Origin of the sequence: Roseibium sp. (genome assembly GCF_050301095.1) — a bacterium.
Taxonomy (GTDB): domain Bacteria; phylum Pseudomonadota; class Alphaproteobacteria; order Rhizobiales; family Stappiaceae; genus Roseibium.
Genome location: NZ_JBNKYW010000142.1, coordinates 1 through 22,943, shown reverse-complemented (window position 1 = coordinate 22,943; position 22,943 = coordinate 1). Strand labels below are relative to the sequence as shown.

Annotated in this window: 21 protein-coding genes; 1 reads left to right on the top strand and 20 read right to left on the bottom strand. The window is 61.7% G+C overall.

Features of this window, described 5'->3' with window-relative positions:
- Positions 1 to 119: 119 nt before the first annotated feature.
- Positions 120 to 1,322 (bottom strand): methionine gamma-lyase, encoded by a 1,203-nt coding sequence (locus ACQY7U_RS13330; protein WP_428645191.1) that lies wholly within the window; start codon positions 1,320 to 1,322, stop codon positions 120 to 122.
- A gap of 113 nt (positions 1,323 to 1,435) precedes the next feature.
- On the opposite strand from ACQY7U_RS13330, the gene ACQY7U_RS13325 reads away from it, so the two are divergent.
- On the top strand, positions 1,436 to 1,894 hold the full coding sequence (locus ACQY7U_RS13325; protein ID WP_428645189.1) for an Lrp/AsnC family transcriptional regulator: 459 nt from the start codon (positions 1,436 to 1,438) through the stop codon (positions 1,892 to 1,894).
- A 338-nt stretch (positions 1,895 to 2,232) separates the two neighbouring features.
- Here ACQY7U_RS13325 and ACQY7U_RS13320 read toward each other — a convergent pair whose 3' ends face one another.
- The 19 genes from ACQY7U_RS13320 to ACQY7U_RS13230 form a co-directional block, all read right to left on the bottom strand.
- On the bottom strand, positions 2,233 to 3,294 hold the full coding sequence (locus ACQY7U_RS13320; RefSeq protein ID WP_428645187.1) for an ABC transporter ATP-binding protein: 1,062 nt from the start codon (positions 3,292 to 3,294) through the stop codon (positions 2,233 to 2,235).
- 12 nt (positions 3,295 to 3,306) lie between these two features.
- Positions 3,307 to 4,149 (bottom strand): carbohydrate ABC transporter permease, encoded by an 843-nt coding sequence (locus tag ACQY7U_RS13315; protein WP_428645185.1) that lies wholly within the window; start codon positions 4,147 to 4,149, stop codon positions 3,307 to 3,309.
- Between the two features lie 8 nt (positions 4,150 to 4,157).
- A complete protein-coding gene (locus ACQY7U_RS13310) occupies positions 4,158 to 5,087 on the bottom strand; it encodes a carbohydrate ABC transporter permease (RefSeq protein WP_428645183.1) in 930 nt (309 codons plus the stop codon).
- The gene (locus tag ACQY7U_RS13305; protein WP_428645181.1) at positions 5,084 to 6,340 is read right to left on the bottom strand and encodes an ABC transporter substrate-binding protein; all 1,257 of its coding nucleotides are present in this window, start codon (positions 6,338 to 6,340) and stop codon (positions 5,084 to 5,086) included. Before ACQY7U_RS13305 ends, ACQY7U_RS13310 begins: the two co-directional genes overlap by 4 nt.
- Before the next feature lie 43 nt (positions 6,341 to 6,383).
- The gene (locus ACQY7U_RS13300; RefSeq protein ID WP_428645179.1) at positions 6,384 to 7,550 is read right to left on the bottom strand and encodes an aminotransferase class I/II-fold pyridoxal phosphate-dependent enzyme; all 1,167 of its coding nucleotides are present in this window, start codon (positions 7,548 to 7,550) and stop codon (positions 6,384 to 6,386) included.
- Positions 7,543 to 8,265: a FadR/GntR family transcriptional regulator gene (locus ACQY7U_RS13295; protein ID WP_428645177.1), complete on the bottom strand. Its 723-nt coding sequence runs from the start codon at positions 8,263 to 8,265 to the stop codon at positions 7,543 to 7,545. Before ACQY7U_RS13295 ends, ACQY7U_RS13300 begins: the two co-directional genes overlap by 8 nt.
- 293 nt (positions 8,266 to 8,558) lie before the next feature.
- On the bottom strand, positions 8,559 to 9,542 hold the full coding sequence (locus tag ACQY7U_RS13290; RefSeq protein ID WP_428645175.1) for a LacI family DNA-binding transcriptional regulator: 984 nt from the start codon (positions 9,540 to 9,542) through the stop codon (positions 8,559 to 8,561).
- Between the two features lie 189 nt (positions 9,543 to 9,731).
- Complete coding sequence (locus tag ACQY7U_RS13285; RefSeq protein WP_428645173.1) at positions 9,732 to 10,658, bottom strand: ribokinase; 927 nt, start codon at positions 10,656 to 10,658, stop codon at positions 9,732 to 9,734.
- Positions 10,655 to 11,065: a D-ribose pyranase gene (gene rbsD / locus ACQY7U_RS13280; protein WP_428645171.1), complete on the bottom strand. Its 411-nt coding sequence runs from the start codon at positions 11,063 to 11,065 to the stop codon at positions 10,655 to 10,657. The genes ACQY7U_RS13285 and rbsD overlap by 4 nt, the downstream gene beginning before the upstream one ends.
- A complete protein-coding gene (locus tag ACQY7U_RS13275) occupies positions 11,062 to 12,060 on the bottom strand; it encodes an ABC transporter permease (RefSeq protein WP_428645169.1) in 999 nt (332 codons plus the stop codon). Before ACQY7U_RS13275 ends, rbsD begins: the two co-directional genes overlap by 4 nt.
- Positions 12,057 to 13,625: a sugar ABC transporter ATP-binding protein gene (locus tag ACQY7U_RS13270; protein WP_428645167.1), complete on the bottom strand. Its 1,569-nt coding sequence runs from the start codon at positions 13,623 to 13,625 to the stop codon at positions 12,057 to 12,059. The genes ACQY7U_RS13275 and ACQY7U_RS13270 overlap by 4 nt, the downstream gene beginning before the upstream one ends.
- A 92-nt stretch (positions 13,626 to 13,717) precedes the next feature.
- Positions 13,718 to 14,638, bottom strand: coding sequence for a sugar ABC transporter substrate-binding protein (locus ACQY7U_RS13265; protein ID WP_428645166.1), 921 nt, complete (start codon positions 14,636 to 14,638; stop codon positions 13,718 to 13,720).
- 281 nt (positions 14,639 to 14,919) lie between these two features.
- Complete coding sequence (locus ACQY7U_RS13260; protein ID WP_428645164.1) at positions 14,920 to 15,312, bottom strand: GFA family protein; 393 nt, start codon at positions 15,310 to 15,312, stop codon at positions 14,920 to 14,922.
- Positions 15,313 to 15,387: 75 nt separating this feature from the next.
- Positions 15,388 to 16,128, bottom strand: coding sequence for an SDR family oxidoreductase (locus tag ACQY7U_RS13255; protein ID WP_428645162.1), 741 nt, complete (start codon positions 16,126 to 16,128; stop codon positions 15,388 to 15,390).
- A gap of 338 nt (positions 16,129 to 16,466) precedes the next feature.
- On the bottom strand, positions 16,467 to 17,921 hold the full coding sequence (locus tag ACQY7U_RS13250; RefSeq protein WP_428645160.1) for an aldehyde dehydrogenase family protein: 1,455 nt from the start codon (positions 17,919 to 17,921) through the stop codon (positions 16,467 to 16,469).
- Positions 17,922 to 17,930: 9 nt separating this feature from the next.
- Entirely contained in the window at positions 17,931 to 19,523 is a 1,593-nt protein-coding gene (locus ACQY7U_RS13245; RefSeq protein WP_428645158.1) for an ABC transporter ATP-binding protein, read from the bottom strand.
- Entirely contained in the window at positions 19,520 to 20,350 is an 831-nt protein-coding gene (locus ACQY7U_RS13240; RefSeq protein ID WP_428645156.1) for an ABC transporter permease, read from the bottom strand. Before ACQY7U_RS13240 ends, ACQY7U_RS13245 begins: the two co-directional genes overlap by 4 nt.
- On the bottom strand, positions 20,351 to 21,298 hold the full coding sequence (locus ACQY7U_RS13235) for an ABC transporter permease (RefSeq protein WP_428645154.1): 948 nt from the start codon (positions 21,296 to 21,298) through the stop codon (positions 20,351 to 20,353). It abuts the gene before it with no gap.
- 108 nt (positions 21,299 to 21,406) lie between these two features.
- Positions 21,407 to 22,891, bottom strand: a complete 1,485-nt coding sequence (locus tag ACQY7U_RS13230; RefSeq protein WP_428645152.1) for an ABC transporter substrate-binding protein — start codon at positions 22,889 to 22,891, stop codon at positions 21,407 to 21,409.
- Between the last annotated feature and the right edge of the window lie 52 nt (positions 22,892 to 22,943).

The window sequence follows — 22,943 nt, the reverse complement described above, 5'->3', positions numbered from 1 at the left end:
CTTGCTCCGGAGCGTGCCGCCCATCCTTCGAGACGCCGCTGACGCGGCTCCTCAGGATGAGGTGGGAGGGGGTGTCAGGCGCCTCAGGATCAGGCTAGCGGATTGTCGAGAGCCTGAAATCAGGCGGCAACCGCCACCGGCTTCTGCGGCATGGCCTGCGCCATGTCTTCCAGAATGTCGTCGAGATCCTCAAGACCGACGGACAGGCGCACCAGACCGTCGCTGATGCCATGAGCGGCGCGTTCTTCCGGCGTGTAGGTCGAGTGGGTCATCGAAGCCGGGTGCTGGATGAGGGTTTCCGCATCGCCCAGGGACACCGCCCGCTGGATCATCTTCAGGGCGTTCATCATGGAAACGCCCGCTTCCAGCCCGCCTTTCAGTTCAAAGGCGATCATGCCGCCGGGCTGAGCCATCTGCTTCCTGGCAAGCTCGTGCTGCTCAAAGCTTTCCAGCCCCGGATAATAGACCTTCGAGACGGCGGGATGTGCTTCCAGCCATTCAGCAACCTTCAGGGCGGAAGAGCAGTGACGGTCCATGCGCAATGCCAGGGTCTTCAGGCCACGCAGGATCAGAAGCGCATTGAACGGCGCCATGACGGCGCCGGTCATGTCCTTCATGCCGACGAGGCGGATTTCCTGGATCTGTTCGGCGCGTCCCGCTACGAGACCGGCAACGACGTCGCCGTGACCGCCGAGATATTTGGTCGCCGAGTGCAGGACGATATCGGCACCGAGTTCAATCGGACGGGTCAGGTAAGGCGTCGCATAGGTGTTGTCGACGATCACGGTTGCTCCGGCCTCATGTGCGATTTCGGCAACATGCCTTATGTCGACGAGGCGCATGTTCGGGTTGGCCGGGGTCTCGAAATAGACCACACGGGTCTTGTCGGAGATGGCGCCGCGCAGGTTTTCCGGGTCGGTCATGTCGACATGGGTGATCTTGATGCCGAACTTGGTGAGGCCGTGGCGCATGAAGGCAAATGTGCAGCCGTAGAGCGTTTCGTCGACGATGATCTCGTCACCGGGGGCAACCAGGGTCCAGAGCGTCGCGGTGATCGCGCCCATGCCGGAGGAAAGCGCAAGGCCGGCTTCGGCCCCTTCCAGATCAGCGATCCGCTGTTCCAGAAGATCGAGCGTCGGGTTGGAGATGCGGCTGTAGATATGGCCTGCCCGCTCGCCCGCGAACATCTCCCCGCCCGCTTCCGCCGTCTCGAACACGAAGGTCGATGACAGGTGCAGCGGTGGCGTCAGCGAATTTTCATTCTCCAGAGGCTCATAAGCGTGATGGATGGCGCGGCTGGCAAAACCCTTGTACGTGTTCATGGCTATCTCCCAAATGTCATTGGGAGCAATATGATCTAATTTACAGGGTGATAGATTTCAAAATCTGTCAGTGATAAATAACAAATTAGCAGAATCTGCCAATCGAGACACTGATGGACAACAAAGACCGCCAGATCATCCGCGCCCTGCAACGGGACGGCCGCATGACCAACCAGGACCTTGCCGAGGCCGTCAACCTGTCGCCCTCGCCGTGCCTGCGACGCCTGCGCAATCTGGAAAGCTCCGGGGCCATCCGCGGCTTCGCGGTGGACGTGGATGCGGCCGCCTACGGCCTGCCGATCACCGTCTTCGTCCGCATCCGGCTGGAGCGGCACAACGAAGAGGATGTCCGCCGGTTTGAAAGCCGGATGCAGACGATCGAGGAAGTGCTGGAATGCCATGTCCTGACTGGCGCCATGGACTATCAGCTGCGCGTGGTCGTCTCGGATCTTGAAGCCTATGAGACCTTCATCCGCAACCGCATCCACCCGATCGGCGGCATCGCCTCAATCGACACGAGTTTCGTCTACGGCACGGTGAAGAAGACGGCGGTCTTTCCGGCGCTGGATTGATTTCGGCTGACGGCTTTCCTGGCCCTGGTGCCCTCAAACCGTTGTCATCCCTGCGCAGGCAGGGATCCAGCAATCCGTTCGGGCAGTTAACTATCTACCGCCGGCGCCCTGGAGTACCGGATCGCAGCCTTGCCGCTGGCGCGTCGAACCGGGATGACAGATCAGAGAAGTGTGGGCACACACAAAAGTCCGTCAAAAAAGATCCGGGACCGGAGTGGTCCTGACATGAGGGTAACGCTCAGGTCAGAACCTTTTGCACTCCGGTCCCGGCTCTTGCTCTGCCTGTCCGGGAGGACTTCAGTGGCCAGGCAGAGCGATGGGTGGCGCTTTTGCTCTCCTCAGGCTGCCAGGCGGCGGCCGTCCGGGCCAAAAAGATGGGCCTTTTCCAGATCCACGGCGATCCCGACACTCTCACCCGCTTTCAGCGGGAAGTGGCCGTGCTGTCGGACGAGCACCGGTCCGATACCGGGAACGCTCGCGTGAATATTCGTGTCCGACCCCAGGTGTTCGACGAGCTCCGCGGTGCCGGACATATGTGCCTCGCCGGTTGAGACGATGTGAAGATGTTCCGGCCGCACGCCGAGTTCGCTGGCCTGCTGCCGGCTTCCGCTCACGTCCAGTTGCAGCACCGAACCGTCCTTCAGGCGAATACCGCCTTCCGTCTGGTCGACCTCGAGGATGTTCATGGTCGGCGAGCCGATGAACTGGGCGACGAACTTGTTGGACGGACGTTCATAGAGGTCCAGGGGCGTTCCGACCTGCTGGATATCGCCGGCGTTGAGAACCACGATGCGATCGGCGAGTGTCAAGGCCTCGACCTGATCGTGGGTCACATAGATCATCGTGGACTTCAGACGCTGATGCAGCCGGGCGATTTCAAGGCGCATTTCCACACGAAGCGCCGCATCGAGGTTGGACAGCGGCTCATCGAAGAGGAAGGCGCTCGGGTCGCGGACAATCGCCCGGCCCATCGCCACACGCTGGCGCTGGCCACCGGACAGCTGTCTCGGCAGACGGCCGGTCAGCTTGGTCAGGCCGAGCGTCTTGGCAGCTTCCTGCACCTTGCTGGTGCGCTCGCCTTCCGGCGCCTTGCGGATTTCCATCGAGAAACCCATGTTCCGGGAAACGTCCATATGCGGATAGAGCGCGTAGGACTGAAAGACCATCGCCATGTCCCGGTCCCGCGGCGGCACATCGTTCATGCGCCGGCCGTCGATGGTGAAATCGCCGCCGGTGATCGGCTCCAGACCGGCGATCATACGCAGAAGCGTCGACTTTCCGCAGCCGGACGGTCCGACCAGGACGATGAACTCACCGTCCTCGATCGTCAGGTTAATGTCGCGCATGACCTCCACGGACCCGTAAGCCTTGGCGATGTTTTGCAACTCGATGCGTGCCATATTACGAAGTTCCTACCCTTTGACGGCACCAGAGGTCAGCCCCTGGACCAGATACCGCTGGATGAAGATGAAGAAGAGACAGGACGGCACGAGCGCCAGGACTCCGGCGGCCATCATCTGCCCCCAGTCGACGGAGAACTTCGAGACGAACGTCAGAAGGCCGACCGGGAAAGTCATCGTGTCGTTGGAATTGATCAGCATCAGTGCGAACAGCAGTTCGCTCCAGGCCGCGGTGAAGATGAAGCCGAGCGTCGCGCCGAGGCCGGGCAAGGTCAGCGGCAGGATGATCTGCCGGAGCGCCTGGAACCGGGTGCAGCCGTCGATCATGCCGGCCTCTTCAAGATCCTTCGGGATGCCGTCGAAGAAGGACTGCATCAGGAAGGTGGCGAATGGGATGTTGAAGGCCGTGTAGACGATGATCAGGCTGGTCAGCGAGTTGAGCAGGCCGACAGCGGCAACGATCTTGTAAATCGGCGCAATGATCATCAGCAGCGGGAACATCTGGGTGATCAGCATCAGGGCGATCACCAGCCGCTTGCCGTGGAAATCGAAGCGGGAAAAGGCATACCCCGCCGCCGCGGCGACACAGGTAGTGATCGCCGCCGTTCCCAGCGACACGATCAGGCTGTTCTTGAAATAGGCAAGGAAATCCGTCGCCACCAGAACGGTCTTGAAGTTCTCGAAGGTGACCTTGCTCGGGAACAGCGCGGTGCCTTCGGAGAAAATCATCTTGTCCGGCGTGATGGCGATCTTCGCCAGCCAGTAGAGCGGGAACAGAGCGAAGGCCACATAGAGGCCGAGGGCCAGGTATTTGCCGGTGACGGCCAAAGGCGGGCTATTACGAAGCGCACTCATGACACACCTCAGATCTTGACCAGTTTCCGGCGCAACACGAGCAGGATCGCCGCATAGATCAGCAGCAGTCCAAGCAGCGCCACCGCGATTGCGGAGGCATAGCCGAAGTCGAGTTTCCGGAAAGCGGTTGTGAAGATGTAAGTCGACAGGATCTGTGTCGAATTGGCGGGGCCACCGCCCGTCATGACGAAGATGAGATCGGCGAAGTTCGCGATCCAGATCGTCCTCAGCATGACCGTGATGGCGATCATCGGCGCCAGGAACGGCAGCGTGATCTTGGTGAACGTCTGCCAGGCCGTGGCACCGTCGATTTCCGCGGCTTCATAAAGCTCGGACGGGATCGACTGCAGGGCGGCCAGCAGGGTGATGGCGAAAAACGGAATGCCGAACCAGACATTGGCAACGACCGGCCCCCACATGGCAAGGTTCGGATCGCCCAGGATATTGTAGGGTTCGGACAGGATGCCCAGCGCCGCCAGCCAGTGGGGCAGCGGACCGATGGTCGGGTTGAAGAGCCAGGCCCAGGTCAGCGCGGACAGGAAGGTCGGCACGGCCCATGGCAGAAACACCAGCGCCTGGACCAGCCGCTTGCCATGGAACTGCGTGTTGAGCAGAAGCGCGAGGCCAAGCCCGAGGAAGAACTGGAAGAAGATGGATCCGAGCGTCCACCAGAAGGTGTTCGTCAGCGCCAGCCAGAACTTGCGGTCGTTCCAGAGCGCCGCGAAATTGTCGAAACCGATCCATCCCGAATTGAAGGGACGCAGCAGGTTGACCGACTGGAACGCATAGGAAATGCCGATCACCAGCGGAACCAGCATCACCAGCGCGATCAGCACGATCGCGGGCGACAGGTAGAGATAGGGCTCCACCATGTAGCGGAAGTAAAAGGAGGGCCGCGCCCGGGAAGTCCCGGGCGCAGTGGTTTCGATGGCGGTCATTGTGCGGCTTTCCAGCGGGCATATTCATCCGTCAGGAACTCGGCCCACTGATTGGCCACGTCCTGTGCGCTCACCTGGCCAAGCAAGGCTTCCTGGCTGGATTCAAGCGCGATGGAATCGGCGAAATAGCCGAATTGCTCGAGGTAGGTCGGCATCACCGTCGGGATGTACTGATCGCCGTTCAGGGTGTCGAACCAGCCCTTGAACTGTTCGGTCTTGAAGTACGGATCCTGCTCCGCGCCTTCGTGGATCGGAATGACACCGACGCGTTTCGCCCAGTCCTTGTTGGCTTCCGGGCTCGACAGATGCGCGATCAGCTTCCAGGAAAGGTCTTCGTTCTTGGTGCTGTCGAACATCGCCCAGCCGGCGAAACCGATGGTCGGGAAAGCCTTGCCGGACGGTCCGACCGGCATCGGCACAACGGCGAAGTCCTCGGCATCCATACGCTCGGCAACGGCGATCAACGCATCCGGATCCTGGTCGAGGAACGCGCAGGTACCCGAATAGAAACCGGCAACGATTTCATTGAAGCCCCAGCTGACGGAGTCCTTCGGGGCATAACCCTTCTGGTACATGTCGATCAGGAACTGGATGCCTTCTACGGAACCCGGCTGGTTGAGCGTGCTCTTGCCGTCCTCGTCGAAGAAGGTGTTGTTGCCGTTCATGGTCGCGGCCATCATGATCCAGCCGTTCAGGCCACCCGGACCGCCACGCAGGCAGTAACCGTATTTGCCGTCAAGCTGAGACACTGCCTTGGAGGCTGCCATGAACTCTTCCATGGTCTTCGGCGGCTGTTCGACACCGGCTTCCTGCAGGAGCTTCTTGTTGTAGAACATGGCGCGCAGATAGAAGCCGTAAGGCAGCATCCGGGCGGTCTTGCCGTCGGTCTGGCGGCCCATGTCCAGGGTCTTCTGGGTCAGCGTCTTGCCGTATTCCCAATCAGCGATGTGGCCGTTCAGATCGACCAGCTTGTCCTTGTAGATACCGGCCCAGCGGTCCGGCATTTCCACCACGTCGGGAATATCGCCACCGGCGACCATGGTGGCGAATTTTTCAAAGGCCTGGCCCCAGGGCAGCGAGACGATCTCGACTTCCGTTCCCGGGTTGGCCGCCTCGAAAGCGTCAACCTGCTGCTGCAGCACCTTGGTCCGCTCGGGGCTGGTGATGACTTCCACAAGCTTCAGGGTCTCGGCATGTGCCGCCGATCCCGCGAGCAGCGCCACCGCGCTGATGGCTCCTATCAATCCCCTCATAGTCTCCTCCACTCTTCTTTCGGTTTGGTTCTGCAAGCAGCCGTTATGGCCGGATGCTTGCGCTGAGGGCCGCATCGAAATCGGCCCAAAGGTCGTTCGGGTCTTCAAGACCCAGGCTCAGGCGCACCGCTCTTTCGGAAACGCCAAAACGTTGCAGGGAATTCTGTTCGCCCGCCTGCCCGAGTGCGATCCGCGTCGGCAGGATCAGGCTTTCAAATCCGCCCCAGCTCACGCCCAGCCGGAACAGGTTCAGGCAGTCGGCAAGGCGAGGAATGTCGACGGCTTCGCTGAATTCGACGGACAGGAGGCCCGACCTTCCGGTCAGGCCCGGCGCCATGTTCGGACCCGGCGAATTGACACGCACCACATGCGGGTGCGCGGATAGCCTGTCGACAAAGAAATTGGCGGTTTCCTGATGCTGGCGCATGCGGGCGGTCAGCGTGCGCAGGCCCCGTGTCAGCAGGAATGCCTCGAAGGGCGCCAGCTTTCCGCCGAGAAGCGGCAGGGTCAGGTCACGGATAACTTCGATCAGTGCATTGCTTGAAACAACGACACCGGCCACCGTGTCCGAATGGCCGGACAGGTACTTGGAGGCCGAATGGATGACAATATCGATGCCGAGCGTCAGCGGACGCTGGAACACGGGGGTCGCCCAGGAATTGTCGATCGCCGTCAAGGTTCCGTGTCGCCTTGCGTTTTCGGCGACCCTGGCAAGATCCATGGTCTCGAAAACGACCGAATTCGGGCTTTCAAGATAAGCGAGCTTTACGCCCTTCAGGAGATCCGGATCGTTCTCGAACGCCTCGACGGAGTGATAGGTCACGTCGATACCGAACGGGCGGATCATCCGCTCAAACAGGCGAAAGGCATCCGGATAGACATGTTCGACGCAGGCAATGCGGTCACCAGGCCGGACGAAGGCCAGGATAGTGGAAGAGATGGCGGCCATCCCGGAGGCAAAGCCGACGGCCGCCTCACCCTCCTCGGCCGCGGCAACCAGCTTTTCAAAAGCGGCAACGGTCGGGTTCTGCACGCGGGTATAAAGCGGATCGTTCGAACGGCCGGCCATCCGGTCGGCAAAGGCCTGATAGCTGTCGAAGGTGAAGAGAGACGTCTGCACGATCGGCGGCGTTACCGAGCCGCCGAATTCGGTAGACGCGGCAGCCAGCAAAGTGTCGATCGAAAAGGGATCCGGCGTGACGTCAGCCATTATATTCCTCAGAGATTTGTTGGGTTTCTGCGCAGACCATGTCGATGATTTTTCCGGTGAGTTCTTCAGCTTTTTCTTCATCGCCCGCGATGATCGCGTCCGCGAGCGGACGGTGCAGCGGGATGGTCGCCTGGCCTAGATGGGGCTTGCCAAACGGCGTTTCGTAAATGTCGTGAAAGCACTTCAGGATCTGATCGATGATCTGTTCGAACAGGAGATTTCCGGTCGCCTCGTGCACCGCCCTGTGGAAGCGGTGGTCGGCCGGCCGCCAGTCTTCCCCTGCCTCATAAACAGCGATCAGCTCGGCCGCCCTGGCATTGATGAGCTTGCGCTGCTCGGGCGTCGCCAGGCGCGTGGCGAAGCGAACCGCCTCGATTTCCAGCGGCCGGCGCACCTGCTGCATGCGCAGCAGGCTTTCGGCTTCATGCTTGATGGTCAATGCGACACGGGTGGTGGAGCGGGACACCTCCGCAGTGAGCCTTGTCCCGGCTCCCTTGTTGCGGCTGACAACCCCCATGCTTTCCCAGGTCTTCAGGGTTTCGCGGATGGTCGAACGGCCAAAGCCCAGACGCTGGACCAGTTCCAGTTCCGGCGGCAAGCGGTCACCGACCTGCAGCCCCTCCTCCTCGATCAGCTTGATGAGAGCGTGCGGTACATCCCGCGGGGCATCTTCCTGCTCCGCTTCCGGCTCTTTCCGATTTGGACTTTCCACCATGGACCGCCATCGACCTCCGTGTCTGCCGATGTACGATACCACTTTGTCTGACAATGTAAATACTTTGTCTGACAATGTTTTCAAGATTCAAAAAATCAAAATAAATTATTGTTTTTAAAAGGCTTTATTCTTGATTCACAAAACCCATCCGGAGATTTCCGTGCGTCTTGGGAGGAATTTCCAGGAAGTCTGCATTGCGAAAGCGGCGCGTAGGACCGTCTCCGGCTCCGTCTGACGGGCCAGTTGTTTTTCACCGCAAAGGCAGGTTCTATTCGCCTGAGGCGGGATGTCCGTCAGGCAGGGGCGGTCGACTCGCGGACCACGATTTCACCCGCAATGGCCTCGTCGGCCGCAGTGGTATCGTCTTTGAAAATGCGTGAGACCGCCGAAGCGGCAAGGCTTTCGATCGGCTGGCGAACCGTTGTCAGGCGCGGCACGACGAGCGAGGCCAGAGTAATGTCGTCGAAGCCGGTAACGGAAAGCTCCACCGGGACCGCGATTTTCAGGTCGCGCGCACTGCGCAACACACCAATGGCCTGCTGATCGCTGGCTGCCGCGATTGCCGTCGGCCTTTTGTCCGCCGGCCTGCCGGCGAGAAGAGATCGGCCAATTTCCTCACCCGAATCATAGTCGAACTGTCCTTCGACCACGGTCAGCCCGATAGGATCCTGAGCATTGGAAAGCGCTTCCATCCGCGATACGAACCCCTCCCGCCGCTGGCGGGCGACTTCCATCGTCTGGGGACCGGCAATATAGGCAATCCGCCTGTGGCCGAGGCTATAAAGATGGTCGGCAATCTTTTGCGACCCGTCGAAATGATCGGTGGCAAGAAGCGGATAGCTGCCGAAACGCCGGTCAAGGGAGACGATCGGGACGTCCGTGGGCTTGGTCTCACTGCCGTCCGAAGTCGCAACGACGATGATCCCGCAAACCGCCCGGTCGAGAAGCGCGGACAGTTGCAACCGCTCCGTTTCCGGATCGTCATGGGAATTGGCGAGCATCACGGAATGTCCGCGCTTGGCGGCTTCCATCTCTATGTTCTTCGCCAACTGGGCAAAGAACGGATTGGTGATGTCCGGAACGAGCAGCCCGATCACGTCGATACTGTTGGTGCGCAGGGCACGCGCTGCCAGATTCGGCTTGTAGTCGAGCTCTTCCATGGCCGCCTGAACCCGCAGTTTCAGCGGATGCTTGACGGTTTCGTTCTTTGCAAGCACGCGGGACACGGTACCAACGGACACACCGGCCTTCCTGGCGACGTCTTTGATCGTTGGCATTTCCGGCGTGTCTCCTCGCGAAGCATCCTGACGCAGGACCAGCGGCCCGACCCAACACGCTCCAGATCAGCAAAGCTGACCGGTTTCAGAAAAACGGAGCAGCGACTCGACCTCCGGCAGGGCGCGGCGGCTCCGGTGAGTGCCGCACTTGAACCATTGTTGGCCAACCGGATCAAGCAGCCGATTTCCTCAAGCTGAAACGGGGTGTGCGAAGTTCTCCATTTCCTGAAGGGTCGGCAAAGACAACGAGGCCCCCTTCCGGGTGGTGGTAATTGCAGCGGCACGGACAGCGAATCGGACTGCATCTTCAAAGTGATCCCCCCGAACCATTCGTGATGCGAGGGCACCGTTGAAACAATCGCCGGCGGCAACCGTATCGATACTGTTCACGTCCGGCGCGGGCAGCTTGCCGCGCGTGCCGTCGAAGGCCCAGGCGACACCAAGTTCCCCCATCGTGACGATTGCCCCGCGCAATCCGAGCGACTGCAACGACCGCGCCGCTTCGACGCCCTCGTTCAGGTTTGACGGCACCTGCCCGAGAATGGCACCGGCTTCATGGGCATTGGGCGTCAGGATATCGAATGCGGAATAGATCTCCGGGGTCCAGGGCGTTTCCGGCGCGGGAGCCGGATCCATGATGACGGGCACGCCCGCGTTCCGCGCCAGCCGGGCGGCCTCGAAGGAGGCAGGCAAGCCGACTTCGTTTTGCAGCAACACCGCCCCGCTTGCCGAGATGGACCGCGCGCTGAAGAGGACACGGGCAGCCGTGAGGAAGCCATTGGCACCGCTCGACAGCCGGATCACGTTGCCGCCCTCAGGGCCGACGTCGATAAAGGCCATGCCCGTCGAAGCTTCGCCGATCTCGGCAAGTTCCGGTTTGACGTTCTGCCTGCGCAACTCTTCCGCGGCTTCCAGACCAAACGCATCGCCGCCAATGGCGCCAATCAAGGTGACGTCAGCCCCAAGACGCGCTGCCGCGACGGCCTGGTTTGCCCCCTTGCCACCAAGGGACCGGATTGTTTCGCGCACCGCGATCGTCTCCCCGATCCGGGGCCAGCGATCCAGGTAGCTGGTCAGGTCGATATTGATGCTGCCGATAACGATGACGGACTTCAAAACGCAACTCCGCTGATCAGAATGATATTGGCATAAGGCGTTGTCTCGCCGGTGCGGATGATGGCCCGCGCGGCCGCGGAACGCTGCTTGAAGCGGGCATGGGACAGGGTCGAGACGGCAACGTCGCAATTCGTCTCCAGCGCCCAGATCTCGATTTCTTTCCGCATCATGGCAGCCACATCAGGCCGCGCTTCTTCCGCCCAGACCGCTCCCTCAATGACGAGTTCGGAGCGCAGTGCGTGAAGAACGTCCCGGAAACCCGGAATACCGGCAGAGACCGCAAGGTCGATCACCCTGACCCCGTCCGGCACGGGCAGGCCTGCGTCCGCGAGAACGATCTCGTCCAGATGCCCCAGGGAAGCAACCAGCTGGCTGAGGTGACGGTTCAGGAGTGCGGTGCGTTTCATCGTGCCGTGTACCTTGCCCGGTAGTAGTCCAGAACGACGGCAACGACGATCACGACGCCGGTAATCATCTGGCGCATGAAATCGCTCAAGCCGATCAGGATCAGGCCGTTTGCCAGAACACCGATGATGAAGGCCCCGAGAAGCGTGCCGATGACCGAGCCGCGGCCACCGCTGAGGCTGGTTCCACCGATGATGACGGCGGCGATGGCATTCAGCTCGAAGCCGATCCCGGCAATGGGGCTGGAGATGTTGAGCCGGGCCATATAGACGATGGCGGCGATGCCGGCGGTCAGTCCGCAGATTGTGAAGGCGGCGACCTTGTAGCGGAAGACGGAGTGCCCCGCGAGCCGGACGGCTTCCTCATTGTTGCCGATGCCGTAGATCAGGCGGCCGAATACGGTGAAATTCAGCACGAACCAGGCGATCAGCACCAGCAGCAGCGCAACCAGGAACACCACCGGCACGCCGTAGACCATGGCCGATCCGAATTCCTCGAACGCAAAGGGGAACGAATAGATCGTCTGGGCCTCGGATACCTGTAGTGCCGCACCCCGGGCAATGTTGAGCATGCCGAGCGTAATGATGAAGGACGGCAGCGACCAGTAGGCACTGACGACACCGTTGAAGAGACCGCAGACAACGCCGGTCAGTGTCGCCGCGACGACCGCAAGCGCTATGGCCTCCGCCGGTCCGAAGCCAGGCAGCGTGATGGCCTTGCCGGCGACGACCGCCGCAAAGGCCATCACCGAACCCACCGACAGATCAATGCCGCCGATCAGGATGACGAAGGTCATGCCGACCGCGAGCACCAGGTTGATGGTGATTTGGGTCAGGATGTTGGTGATGTTGTTGGCGGTCAGGAAGTGTTCGGTAAAGACCGAGAAAAACAGGATGAGCACCAGAAGGGCAAGGCCGATCCCGGCATTGTGCAGAATGCCGCGCAGCGAGATTTTTGGCGTGTGCTGCGCTGCTTCGGTAAGGGTCTCTGTTGTCATGGTTTCGTTGCTCCGGAAGGCTGCGTCTGCCCGTAAGCCAGTTTGAGGATGTTTTCTTCAGAGAAGTCCGCGCGCTGAAGTTCCCCCTGGATCTCGTGACCGGCGAGCACGAGAATGCGGTCCGCCAGGGTCATGAGTTCGGGAATTTCGGAGGAGACCACCAGGAGAGCCACCCCTTCCCGCGCCAGGTCCTTCAGGATGGAGTAGATCTCCGCCTTCGCGCCGACATCGACACCGCGCGTCGGTTCGTCCAGCAGCAGGATCTTCGGGTTGCGCGCCAGCCACTTGGCCAGCACCACCTTCTGCTGGTTTCCGCCTGACAGGCTCGATGCCGGATCGGCGGTCCTGCCGTACTTGAGCTTCAGCCTCGCCCCGCTTGCCTTTGCCTGGCGGGTTTCGGCGGAAAATTGCAGGAGGCCCGACTTCGACACGGCGCCCATGTTGGCCAGGGACACATTGGCGGCAATGGCCATGTCCAGGATCAGGCCTTCGTCCTTGCGGTTTTCCGTGACGAAGCCGATACCTTCCGCAATCGCATCACGGGGGCCGCTGAAACGGACTTCCCTGCCGCCGCGAAAGATGCGTCCGGCCCGGACGGGATCGATGCCGAATATTCCGCGCAGAATTTCCGTGCGCCCGGCGCCGACAAGACCGGCAATACCGACGATCTCGCCATAGTGGAGGTCAAGGGAGACACCCGTGTCTCGTGGATTTGCCGTTGTCAGCATATTGTCGATACGCAGCGCGACCTCTCCGCGGGAATGGGCCGGGATCTCCTGCGTCATTTCCGCCGCGAGCTCGCGGCCGACCATCCTTTGCACCACGCCATCAGGTGTCGTCTGCGAAATCAGATCCGTTGCGATGGTCTTGCCGTTCCGGAACACGGTGACCCGGTCACAAAGGGCAAAAACTTCCTCCAGATGATGCGATACGAAGACGACGGTCACGCCTTCCGCCTTGATACCGCGAACGATGTCGAACAGGCGCCGTGTTTCCCTTTCCGTCAAGGTCGCGGTCGGCTCGTCCAGGATGAGGATCCGGCTTTTCGACTGCAGGGCCCTTGCGATTTCGACGAGCTGCTTGTGGGCAATGCCGAGCGAGCCGACCGGCGCCTTGACATCGATGTCCGCCAGGCCGATCGCATCGAGTGCCCGGCGCGCTCTCAGGTTCATTTCCTGCCGGTCGAGCAATCCGACGCGCGTCCGGGGCATGTGCTCGATGGAAATGTTCTCCGCGATGGAGAGCTGATCCAGCAGGTTGAATTCCTGGTGAACCACCTGAATGCCGTTTTCCTTTGCCTGGTGCGGAGTTGACGGCCGGTAGTCGTTCCCCTCCAGGCGAATGGTGCCGCCATCATGGGCAAAGACGCCGGAAAGGATCTTGATGAGGGTGGATTTGCCCGCGCCGTTCTCGCCGACCAGGGCGTGAACTTCCCCCCGATCCAGTGAAAAGCTGACCCCGTCGAGCGCCCTGACGCCCCCGAAATGTTTTTTCAGGCCTTCCACGGAAAGGAAGGGCTCGGCCGGCACGGTTACGGGCGCCGCGGAAAGCGATGCTGCTGCCATCATGCGTCCAGTCGTTGTCGTGTGGGATGGTCGATTGAAAAAGAGGGGCCCCCATCCCAAGGCTGACCGGATGGGGGCTGATGGAGACCGGATTACCTGGCGGTCACCAACTCGATCGGCGTCTTGACCCAGCCTTCAAGCGGCTCACCGCTGACGAGAACCTCAAGGGCAAGATCGATGGCATTGGCCGCCATATCTGTGCCGAACTGGTCGACGGTTGCCAGCATGCGGCCATCCTCGATCATCGGACCGACAGCCGGGATATTGTCGAAGCCGACGACGAGAATGTCAGTGCGGCCTGCGTTTTCGAGCGCCTTGACCACACCGATGGCCATGGAATCATTCGCCGCCATGACACCCTGAACATCCGGATGTGCAGTTAGCATGGTGGAGAAGACGGAGTTGGCTTCTTCCGTTTCCCAATGGGCCGTGCGGCTGTCGAGCAGGTCGAGCTTGAATTCGGCGACCGAGTCTTCAAAGCCCATGCGGCGCTGATTGGCATTATCCGCGCCCGGGTTGCCTTCGATGATCACGACCTTGCCGCCTTCGCCGAGCTTCTTGCCGAGCGCGTCGCCGGCAAGCTTCGCCCCGCCCCGGTTGTCCGGACCGACAAAGGCAAGTTCCACGCCCTGTTGCTTCTTGGCTTCCTCGTCGAGCGCAACGTCGAAGTTGACGACGACAATGCCGGCATCCATCGCCTTCTTCAGCGGCCGGACCATGGCGCGCGAGTCCGCCGGAGCGACGACGATGGCATCGACGCCCTGCGTGATGAAATTCTCGACCGCGTTGATCTGGCTTTCGAAGTCGGTTTCGTTCTGCATGCCGACGGCCAGCAGCTTGTAGTCGCCGCGCTTCTTCTCGTGGGCTTCTGCCCCGGTCATCATGTTCTGGAAAAACTCGTTTGCCAGCGATTTCATGATGAGGCCGACGACAGGCTTTTCATCGGCCTGTGCGGTTCCGGCAAGCAAAGCGATACCGGTCGCCGCGGCGGCGGCGATTTTCAATAACTTCATGATTTTCCTCCCGAAAAGGCTCCACCTCCCACGCCTCACCAAGGGCGTGATCAGGTTTAATTATTGAAAGCACGGCCCTCGCTCAACGTCAATATGAAACGTTTCATTTTTTTGAATGCATTCATTTCATCGGTAAAAATACCGTTTTGTTTCAGCTGTTTCCGCCTGAAATTAATTTCAAAAATAATGCGTCGAAGCGGTGGCTCCGGCGAACTTTGGGGCCATTTCCGGCTTGATAAATGTTGATTTGGCAGTGCAAGACGTGCCGATGCAGAGCGACCCTAGTCCTCGAAACGGCTGCTTTCGTCGCGGTCGCGCTCGTAGCGATTCCTGACCGGAAACGGCGGCAGCCAGGCTTCACGCCGCACGGTCCACAATTCATAGGTGGGCACGAACCGGTCGGGCGCATCGAGCGAGCCGAGGTTCACTTCGACCTCGTCCCCCGTCCGCCCGAAAACCGGCGACCCGCAGGCGGGGCAGAAATGCCGCCCCTTGAAGTCACGGGTTTCGCCTTCGATGGTCACGGCGTCCTGCGGAAAGATCGCGGAGGCATGAAAGATCGCCCCATGGTGCTTGCGGCAGTCGAGGCAGTGACAGACCCCAACCCTAAAGGGGTGTCCCCTCGCCTCGATCCGAACCTTGCCGCAAAGGCACCCGCCTGTGACCCGCTCCATTTCCGGTCTCCCTGACGAACCAAACACAAGGGATTCTTACAATGACCGATAAGGGCGGTGCAATTTCCTGCGGCCTTAGATGCAGCGCCCGCCGTCCACTTCCATCGCAACACCCGTGACCATGCTTGCCTCGTCGGAGCACAGGAAACAGGCGGCGTTGCCCATGTCTTCCGGCGTCGAGAAGCGGCCGATCGGGATGGTGGACAGGAACTTGGCGCGGACTTCCGGCGTGTCCTCGCCCATGAAGCTTTTCAGAAGCGGCGTTTCGCCCGCCACCGGGCAGATGGCGTTGACGCGGACGCCTTGAGGTGCCAGCTCGACCGCCATGGTCTTTGTCGCGGTGATCATCCAGCCCTTGGAGGCATTGTACCAGTTGAGCTTCGGACGCGGGCTGAGGCCTGCGGTGGACGCCACATTCAGGATGGCGCCCTTGCCGGTCGCCGTCATGGTCGGCACGAAATGTTTGGCCGTCAGATAGACGGACTTGCAGTTGACCGCCATCACCCGGTCGAACTCGTCCTCGGTCACCTCCTGCATCGGCTTCGGCAGATGGGTGATGCCGGCATTGTTGACCAGAATATCAATGCTACCGAGAGACGAGGCCGCCGTGTCGGCAAGGGCCTTGACACTCTCGTCGGAGGCGACATCCACCTTGACTGCGATGCCGTCCACTTCGGCGGCGATCTCTTCGGCAAGCGCCATGTTCAAATCCGCGATCAGCACCTTGGCACCCTCAGCGGCGAACTTGCGCACGATCCCCGCCCCGAAACCCGACGCGCCACCCGTGACGATGGCCGTTTTTCCCTGCAATCTCATGTTTGTCTCCCGTTCAATAGTCTTGTCCATCGTCATCGAGGTGGTTGATCCAACTCGTCCTTGAGGTCGGGCAACCATCCCCAAAACCCTCATCCTGAGGAAGCGCAAATGCGCTGTCTCGAAGGATGGGCCGCTTGCTCTGGAGTCTGCCGTCCATCCTTCGAGACAGGCCTGCGGCCTTCCTCAGGATGAGGTCGTGGGAGTGAGAGCTTGCCAGAGGCGCTAACCCACTCCCCAAAATTGTCTTTCTATCGCCGTCCCGGCCTTGAGGCGGGACGTGAGCTGCGGCCGCGGATGAGGCCCCGGCTCAGGGTCGGGGCGGCACCAATTCCAGGCCCTCACCCGTGATAGGCGGCGACCGTCTTCAATGTCGTGAAGCCGTAGAGCGCCTCGAAGCCTTTCTCGCGACCGTGGCCGGATTTGCCCATGCCGCCGAAGGGCAGTTCGACGCCGCCGCCGGCACCGTAGTTGTTGATGAAGACCTGACCCGTGCGGATCTTTTTGGCCACCCGCATCTGCCGCGCGCCATCCCTGCTCCAGATACTGGCAACGAGGCCGTAATCGGTGCCGTTGGCAATGGCGACGGCTTCCGCTTCGTCCTCGAAGGGAATGACCACCTGAACCGGTCCGAAGATCTCGTCCCGCGCCAGCGCGTGCTCCGGCGTCACGCCGGTAAAGAGCGTCGGCTTGACGTAGTTGCCGCCCTCAGGCGCCTCGCGAAGAACCCCTTCGGCGGCGATCTCAAGATCCTTCCCCTGGTCCAGAAAACCGGAAACAAGCGTCTTCTGCTTGGCAGAAATCAGTGGCCCGACATCGAGATCAGCAAGCGCCGGTCCAACCTGCAGGCCGGAGTAGCGCGCCGCCATGCGCTCGACCACCTGATCGTGCAGCGAGCGATGGACGAGAATGCGCGAGGACGCCGAGCAGGTCTGACCGGCGTTCTGGATGCCGGCGTTGACCAGAAACGGCAGGGCCGCGTCGAGGTCGGCATCCTCAAAGACGAGCTGGGGCGACTTGCCGCCAAGTTCCAGAGTGACGGGCACGACATTCTTCGCCGCCGCCATTTGCACATGCACGCCGGTCGCAACCGAGCCGGTAAAGGAGATGTGGTGGACGCGCGGATGGGCGGTGAGTGCGGCGCCGGCTTCCGATCCGAGACCCGGCACCACGTTGAGCGCCCCATCCGGCAGACCGGCTTCGCGTGCGATGTCGGCGAAGGCGAGCGCGGTCAGGCAGGCGTCTTCGGCGGGTTTCAGGACGCAGGCATTGCCGGTCGCGAGCGCCGCCCCGACCGAGCGGCCGATGATCTGCATCGGATAGTTCCATGGCACGATATGGCCGGTCACCCCGTGCGGTTCACGAAGCGTATAGACCGTATAACCGTCGAGATAGGGAATGGTCTCGCCGTGGAGCTTGTCGGCGGAGCCGCCGTAAAATTCCAGGTAACGCGCGAGCGCGATGGCATCGGCGCGGGCCTGTTTCAACGGCTTGCCGACGTCAAGCGCCTCGATCCTGGCAAGATCCTCGACCCGTTCCAGCACCTTCTGGCCGATCTTGAAAAGCAGCCGTCCGCGCTCGGCGGCCGTCAGCCTGCCCCACTCGCCCACGCGCGCGGCCTCGGCAGCGGCAACGGCGGCCTCGATGTCATCCGCGTTGCCACGGGCAATCGAGCCGATACGTTCCCCGGTGGAAGGGTCCTGCAGCGGCAGGGTCTCGCCGCTGGACGACTCGACCCACTTGCCGCCGATCAGGCATTTTTCCGGGTCGTACCAAAGGTTCAGGTCCTGGCTCATAACGTCTCCCTATGCCACCACATCCGCCGGCAGGACCGGCGCCGCGGCGACCAATTGTCTTGTGTAATCGTGTTTCGGCGCGTCGAAGACGGCGCCCGTCGGGCCTTCTTCGACGATTTCGCCCGCCTTCATGACCAGCACGCGGTCGGTGATCGAGCGGACGACGGAAAGGTCGTGGCTGATGAACAGATAGGTCAGGCCTAAGCGGTCGCTGAGCGCTGCCAGCAGATCGAGCACCTGCGCGCGCACCGAAACGTCGAGCGCGGACACCGCCTCGTCCAGAATGATCAGGTCCGGCTTGATGATGAGCGCACGGGCAATTGCGATGCGCTGACGCTGGCCGCCACTGAACTCGTGGATGTATTTGTACCGGTCGTCCGCGGTCAGGCCGACGCTTTCCAGCGCCTCTGCCACCGCGTTGTCCCGCTCCGCGCCTTTCGGCGGATTGTCAAGCAAATGGAACGGTTCGGTGACGAGCCGGTCGACGCGCCAGCGCGGATTGAAGCTGCCGTAGGGGTCCTGGAAGACCACCTGCATGCGCCGCCGCACCGCCTTGTTGGCGTGGTGATGGGTGAAGACCGGCTGGCCGTCAAACAGGATCTCGCCGCCCTGTACCTCTTCAAGCCCCAGTATCGCCCGGGTCAGGGTGGACTTGCCGCAGCCGGACTCGCCGACGAGCCCCAGGCTTTCGCCCTTCCGGATCTCGAAACTGACCTCGTTCACCGCCCTGTAGTGGCCGGTCTTGCCCCACCACCCGTGCGTATGGGTGACATAGTCGCGGACGACCTTGCGCACTTCCAGGAGAGACATGTCTGCGGCCTCCCCTGCCCGGTCCGGCACATGGCCGGAAGCCTCCAGAAGGGCTTTGGAATAGGGGTGCTTCATGGTGCGGAAGAGGCTTTTGGCGGGGCCGGCCTCCACCACTTCGCCCTTGCGCATGATGACCAGGTCGTCGGCAAGGTCGGCGACGACGGCAAGGTCATGGCTGATCAGCATCAGGCCCATGCCGTCCTCGACCACCAGCCGCTTGAGCAGCTTGAGGATCTGCGCCTGCGTGGTCACATCGAGAGCCGTCGTCGGCTCGTCGGCAATCAGCAGCTTCGGGCGAAGGGCAATTGCCATGGCGATCACCACCCGCTGACGCTGGCCGCCGGAAAGCTCGTGCGGATAACGCGACAGCGGGAACCGGTCTTGTGGCAGCTCGGCCCGGCGCAGCGCCTCGGCGGCCCGCTCCAGCGCTTGCGCCTTTGAAACCTTTTCGTGGATCAGGATGGTTTCGGCGACCTGCGCCCCGATGGTCTTCAAGGGATTGAGCGCCGTCATCGGCTCCTGAAACACCATGCCGACGTCGCGCCCCCGAATGGCGCACATCTCCGCTTCGCTCCTTGCCAGGATATCCTGTCCGGCAAGGGTGATCCGCCCGGAACAGTCCGTCCCGTTCGGCAGCAGCCGCATGGCGCTGAAAGCGGTGATCGACTTGCCGGAGCCGCTTTCCCCGATGACGCCAAGGATCCGCCCCGGAGTTACCTCCAACGATACCCCTTTGAGGATCGGCACCCCGTGGATGGCAAGCGACAGGTTCTCGATCTGCAAAAGGCTCATGTGCGCGCCCTCCGCAATTTCGGATCGAGAAGGTCGCGCAGGCCGTCGCCCATGAGGTTGAGCCCGAGCACGGTCAACAGGATGGCAAGCCCTGGGAAGAGGGCAAGATGCGGCGCGATCGAGATCATGGTCTGGCTGTCCGCCAGCATGCGGCCCCAGCTGGCAGTCGGAGGCTGCGCACCGAGGCCGACGTAGGAGAGACCGGCTTCGGCCAGGATGCCGAGCGAGAACTGGATCGTGCCCTGGACGATCAGCAGGTTGGCGACATTGGGCAGGATGTGTTCCAGCGATATCCGGGCCGGTCCCTTGCCGGCAACGCGGGCTGCCAGAATGTAGTCCCGACTCCACAGCGACAGCGCCGCCCCGCGCGTCAGGCGGGCGAAGACCGGTATGTTGAAGATGCCGATGGCGATGATGGCGTTCAGCGCCGAGGCACCGAAAACGGCGGTGATCATCACGGCAATAAGCAGGCTCGGAAAGGCGAACACCAGATCGTTCGCCCGCATGATGAACTCGTCCAGGAACCCGCCCTTCTTCGCGGCGGCGGCCAGTCCGAGCGGCACTCCGGCGAGCATGCCGATGCCGACGGCAACGAGCGCCACGGCGATGGACGTGCGTGCGCCCACCATGATCATGCTCAGGATATCCCGGCCGAACTGGTCGGTGCCGAAGGGATGCAGCCAGCTCGGCGGCTTCATCCGGTTGGCGATCTCCAGAACGGTGGTGTCATAGGGCACCCAAACGAAGCTGACGACGGCGGCCGCGGCGAAGAGAAACGTGAGGACGGCCCCCGGCATGAGCGTCCGGCTGTGGAACAGGAACCCCATCTAACGCCGGCTCCTCAGTCGCGGGTCGACCAGCGCATAGGCCATGTCGACCGTGAAGTTGACCACGATGACCGCGAAGACCAGCAGCATGACGACGCTCTCGACAACGATCAGGTCGCGCGCGCTGATCGACTGGAACACAAGGCGGCCGAGGCCGGGCAGGAAGAAGACGTTCTCGATGATGATCGCTCCCGCAAGCAGGAAGGAAAACTGCAGACCCATGATGGTCAGCACAGGGATCAGCGCATTGCGCAGCGCGTGGCGCCAGAGCGCCTGCCCCCGGTTCAGCCCCTTGGCGCGCGCCGTGCGGATGAAATCCTCGCCGAGCGTGTCGAGCAGGCTGGAGCGCATGACGCGGGTCAGGATGCTGGCCTGAGGCAAGGCCAGCGCAATCGCCGGCAGGGTCAGGGCTTTCAGGGCGGTAAAGAAGCCGGCATCCCAACCGGGAAAACCACCGGCGGAGAACCAGCGCAGATTGATGGCAAATACCAGCACCATCAGCATGGCGAACCAGAAATTAGGGATGGCGACGCCGAGCTGGGTGACGCCCATGACCCCGGCATCGGCATAGGACCCGCGCCTTGAGGCCGCCCAGATGCCTGCGGGAAACGCGATCAGCGTGCTCAAGGTCAGGGCGTAGAGCGCCAGCGGCAGCGAAATCCAGAGACGCTCGCCGATCATCTCCGCAACCGGGGTGCGGTAGGTGTAGGAGATGCCGAAGTCACCGGTCAGCATGCCGCCCGCCCAGGAGAGATAGCGCGCGTAGATCGACCCGTTCAGGCCGAGCTCGTTGCGCAGCGCCGCCAGCGTATCCTCCTGGGCATTGAGGCCAAGCATATAGGCGGCCGGATCGCCGGGCACCACTTCCAGCGCCAGGAAAATCACGACGGAAGCAGCCACCAGGCTCAGTCCGAGGGACAGCAATCTTTTCAGAAAATACCGCAGCATGAGCCTATTACGCGCCTGAGGGCAGCCCGGGTCCGGATAAGAGGAACAACAAGGAGATGAGACGGGGCGTTCGCGTTTTTGTCGCGGACGCCCCAATCGTTAGTGCGATTACTCTTCCCAGGAAACGGCCGTCAGGTCGTTCGCCTGGGTCGGCTGGTTCAGCCACAGCCCCTTGATCTTGGCGTTGGCAACCGTCGGATAGGCGAGCTGGAACAGATAGCCGTTGACGTAGTCCTTGGAGATGATCTCCTGCGCCTGCTTCAGCAGCGAGGAGCGCTTCTCCGGATCGTTTTCCGCCGTCAGGTCCTCGATCACCTTGTTGAAGGCCGGATTGTCATACTGGAAGTAATAGTCCGGGCGGGCATAGATGCCGATGTCCATCGGTTCGGTGTGGCTGACGATGGTCAGGCCAAAGTCCTTGCCCTTGAAGACCTGTTCCAGCCACTGGGCCCATTCCAGGTTGGTGATCTCGGTTTCGATGCCGACCGCTCTGAGCTGGGCGGCGATGATCTCCCCGCCACGGCGGGCGTAAGACGGCGGCGGCAGCTTCAGCGTGGTCTTGAAGCCGTCCGGGAAGCCTGCTTCCGCCAGCAGCTTCTTCGACAGGTCCGGGTCATACTGGCTGTTGCCGGTCAGATCGACATAGTCCGGGTTATGCGGCGCGAAATGGGTGCCGATCGGCGTGCCGTAGCCGAACATGGCGCCGTCGATGATCGCCTGCCGGTCGATGGCATGGGCAATCGCCTCTCGCACCTTGACGTTGTCGAGCGGCGGCATCTTGTTGTTGGTGGACAGGATCGTCTCGCCTTCGGTGGAACCGACCAGCACCTGGAAGCGCGGATCGGCTTCGAACTGCGGCAGGTTCTCCGGTGCCGGGAAAAGGGCGAAGGCATCGACGTCCTCGGCCATCACGGCGGCAAAGGCGGCGGTCGGGTCGGAGATGAACTTGAAGGTCGCCTTATCGAGCTTGGCGGGCGTGCCCCAGTAATCGGGGTTCTTTACCAGATCGATCTTGTCGCCCTGGACCCAGTCGGCGAACTTGAACGCGCCGGTGCCGACCGGATTGGTCTTGATGTCGGCGATGGACTCGGGAGCCACGATCACCGCGTCCCCCCAGGCCATGTTGAACAGGAAGCTGCCGTTCGGAGCGGAGAGCGTCACCTTCACCGTCAGCGGGTCGACAACCTCGACACTTTCGATACCGGCAAAGAGCGCCTTCTGCGCGTTCTGGCTGTCGTCGGCCCGCGCGCGGTCGAGACTGAACTTGACGTCGTCGGCGGTCAGATCGGTGCCGTCATGAAACTTCACCCCGGAATGCAGCTTGAAGGTATAGGTCTTGCCGTCGTCGGAAATGGTCCAGCTTTCGGCAAGCCCCGGATTGACGGACCCGTCGGGTCCGAAGCGAGTCAGGCCTTCGAAGACATTGGAATAAAGAACGGAATCGATCGCACCGGCAGCCGCGCTGGTCGGGTCCAGATGCGGAGGCTCCAGCGTGATGGCAAGCGTCAGGTCGCTCTTTGCCTGCGCCATCCCCATTCCGGCAACCAGCGCCAGCACGCTGATCAATCCAGTTCCAACCTTACGCAATTTCATGACTTCCCCCTTTTCTTGACGCCGCATTTTCATTTTGTTCCGGTGAGCAGGT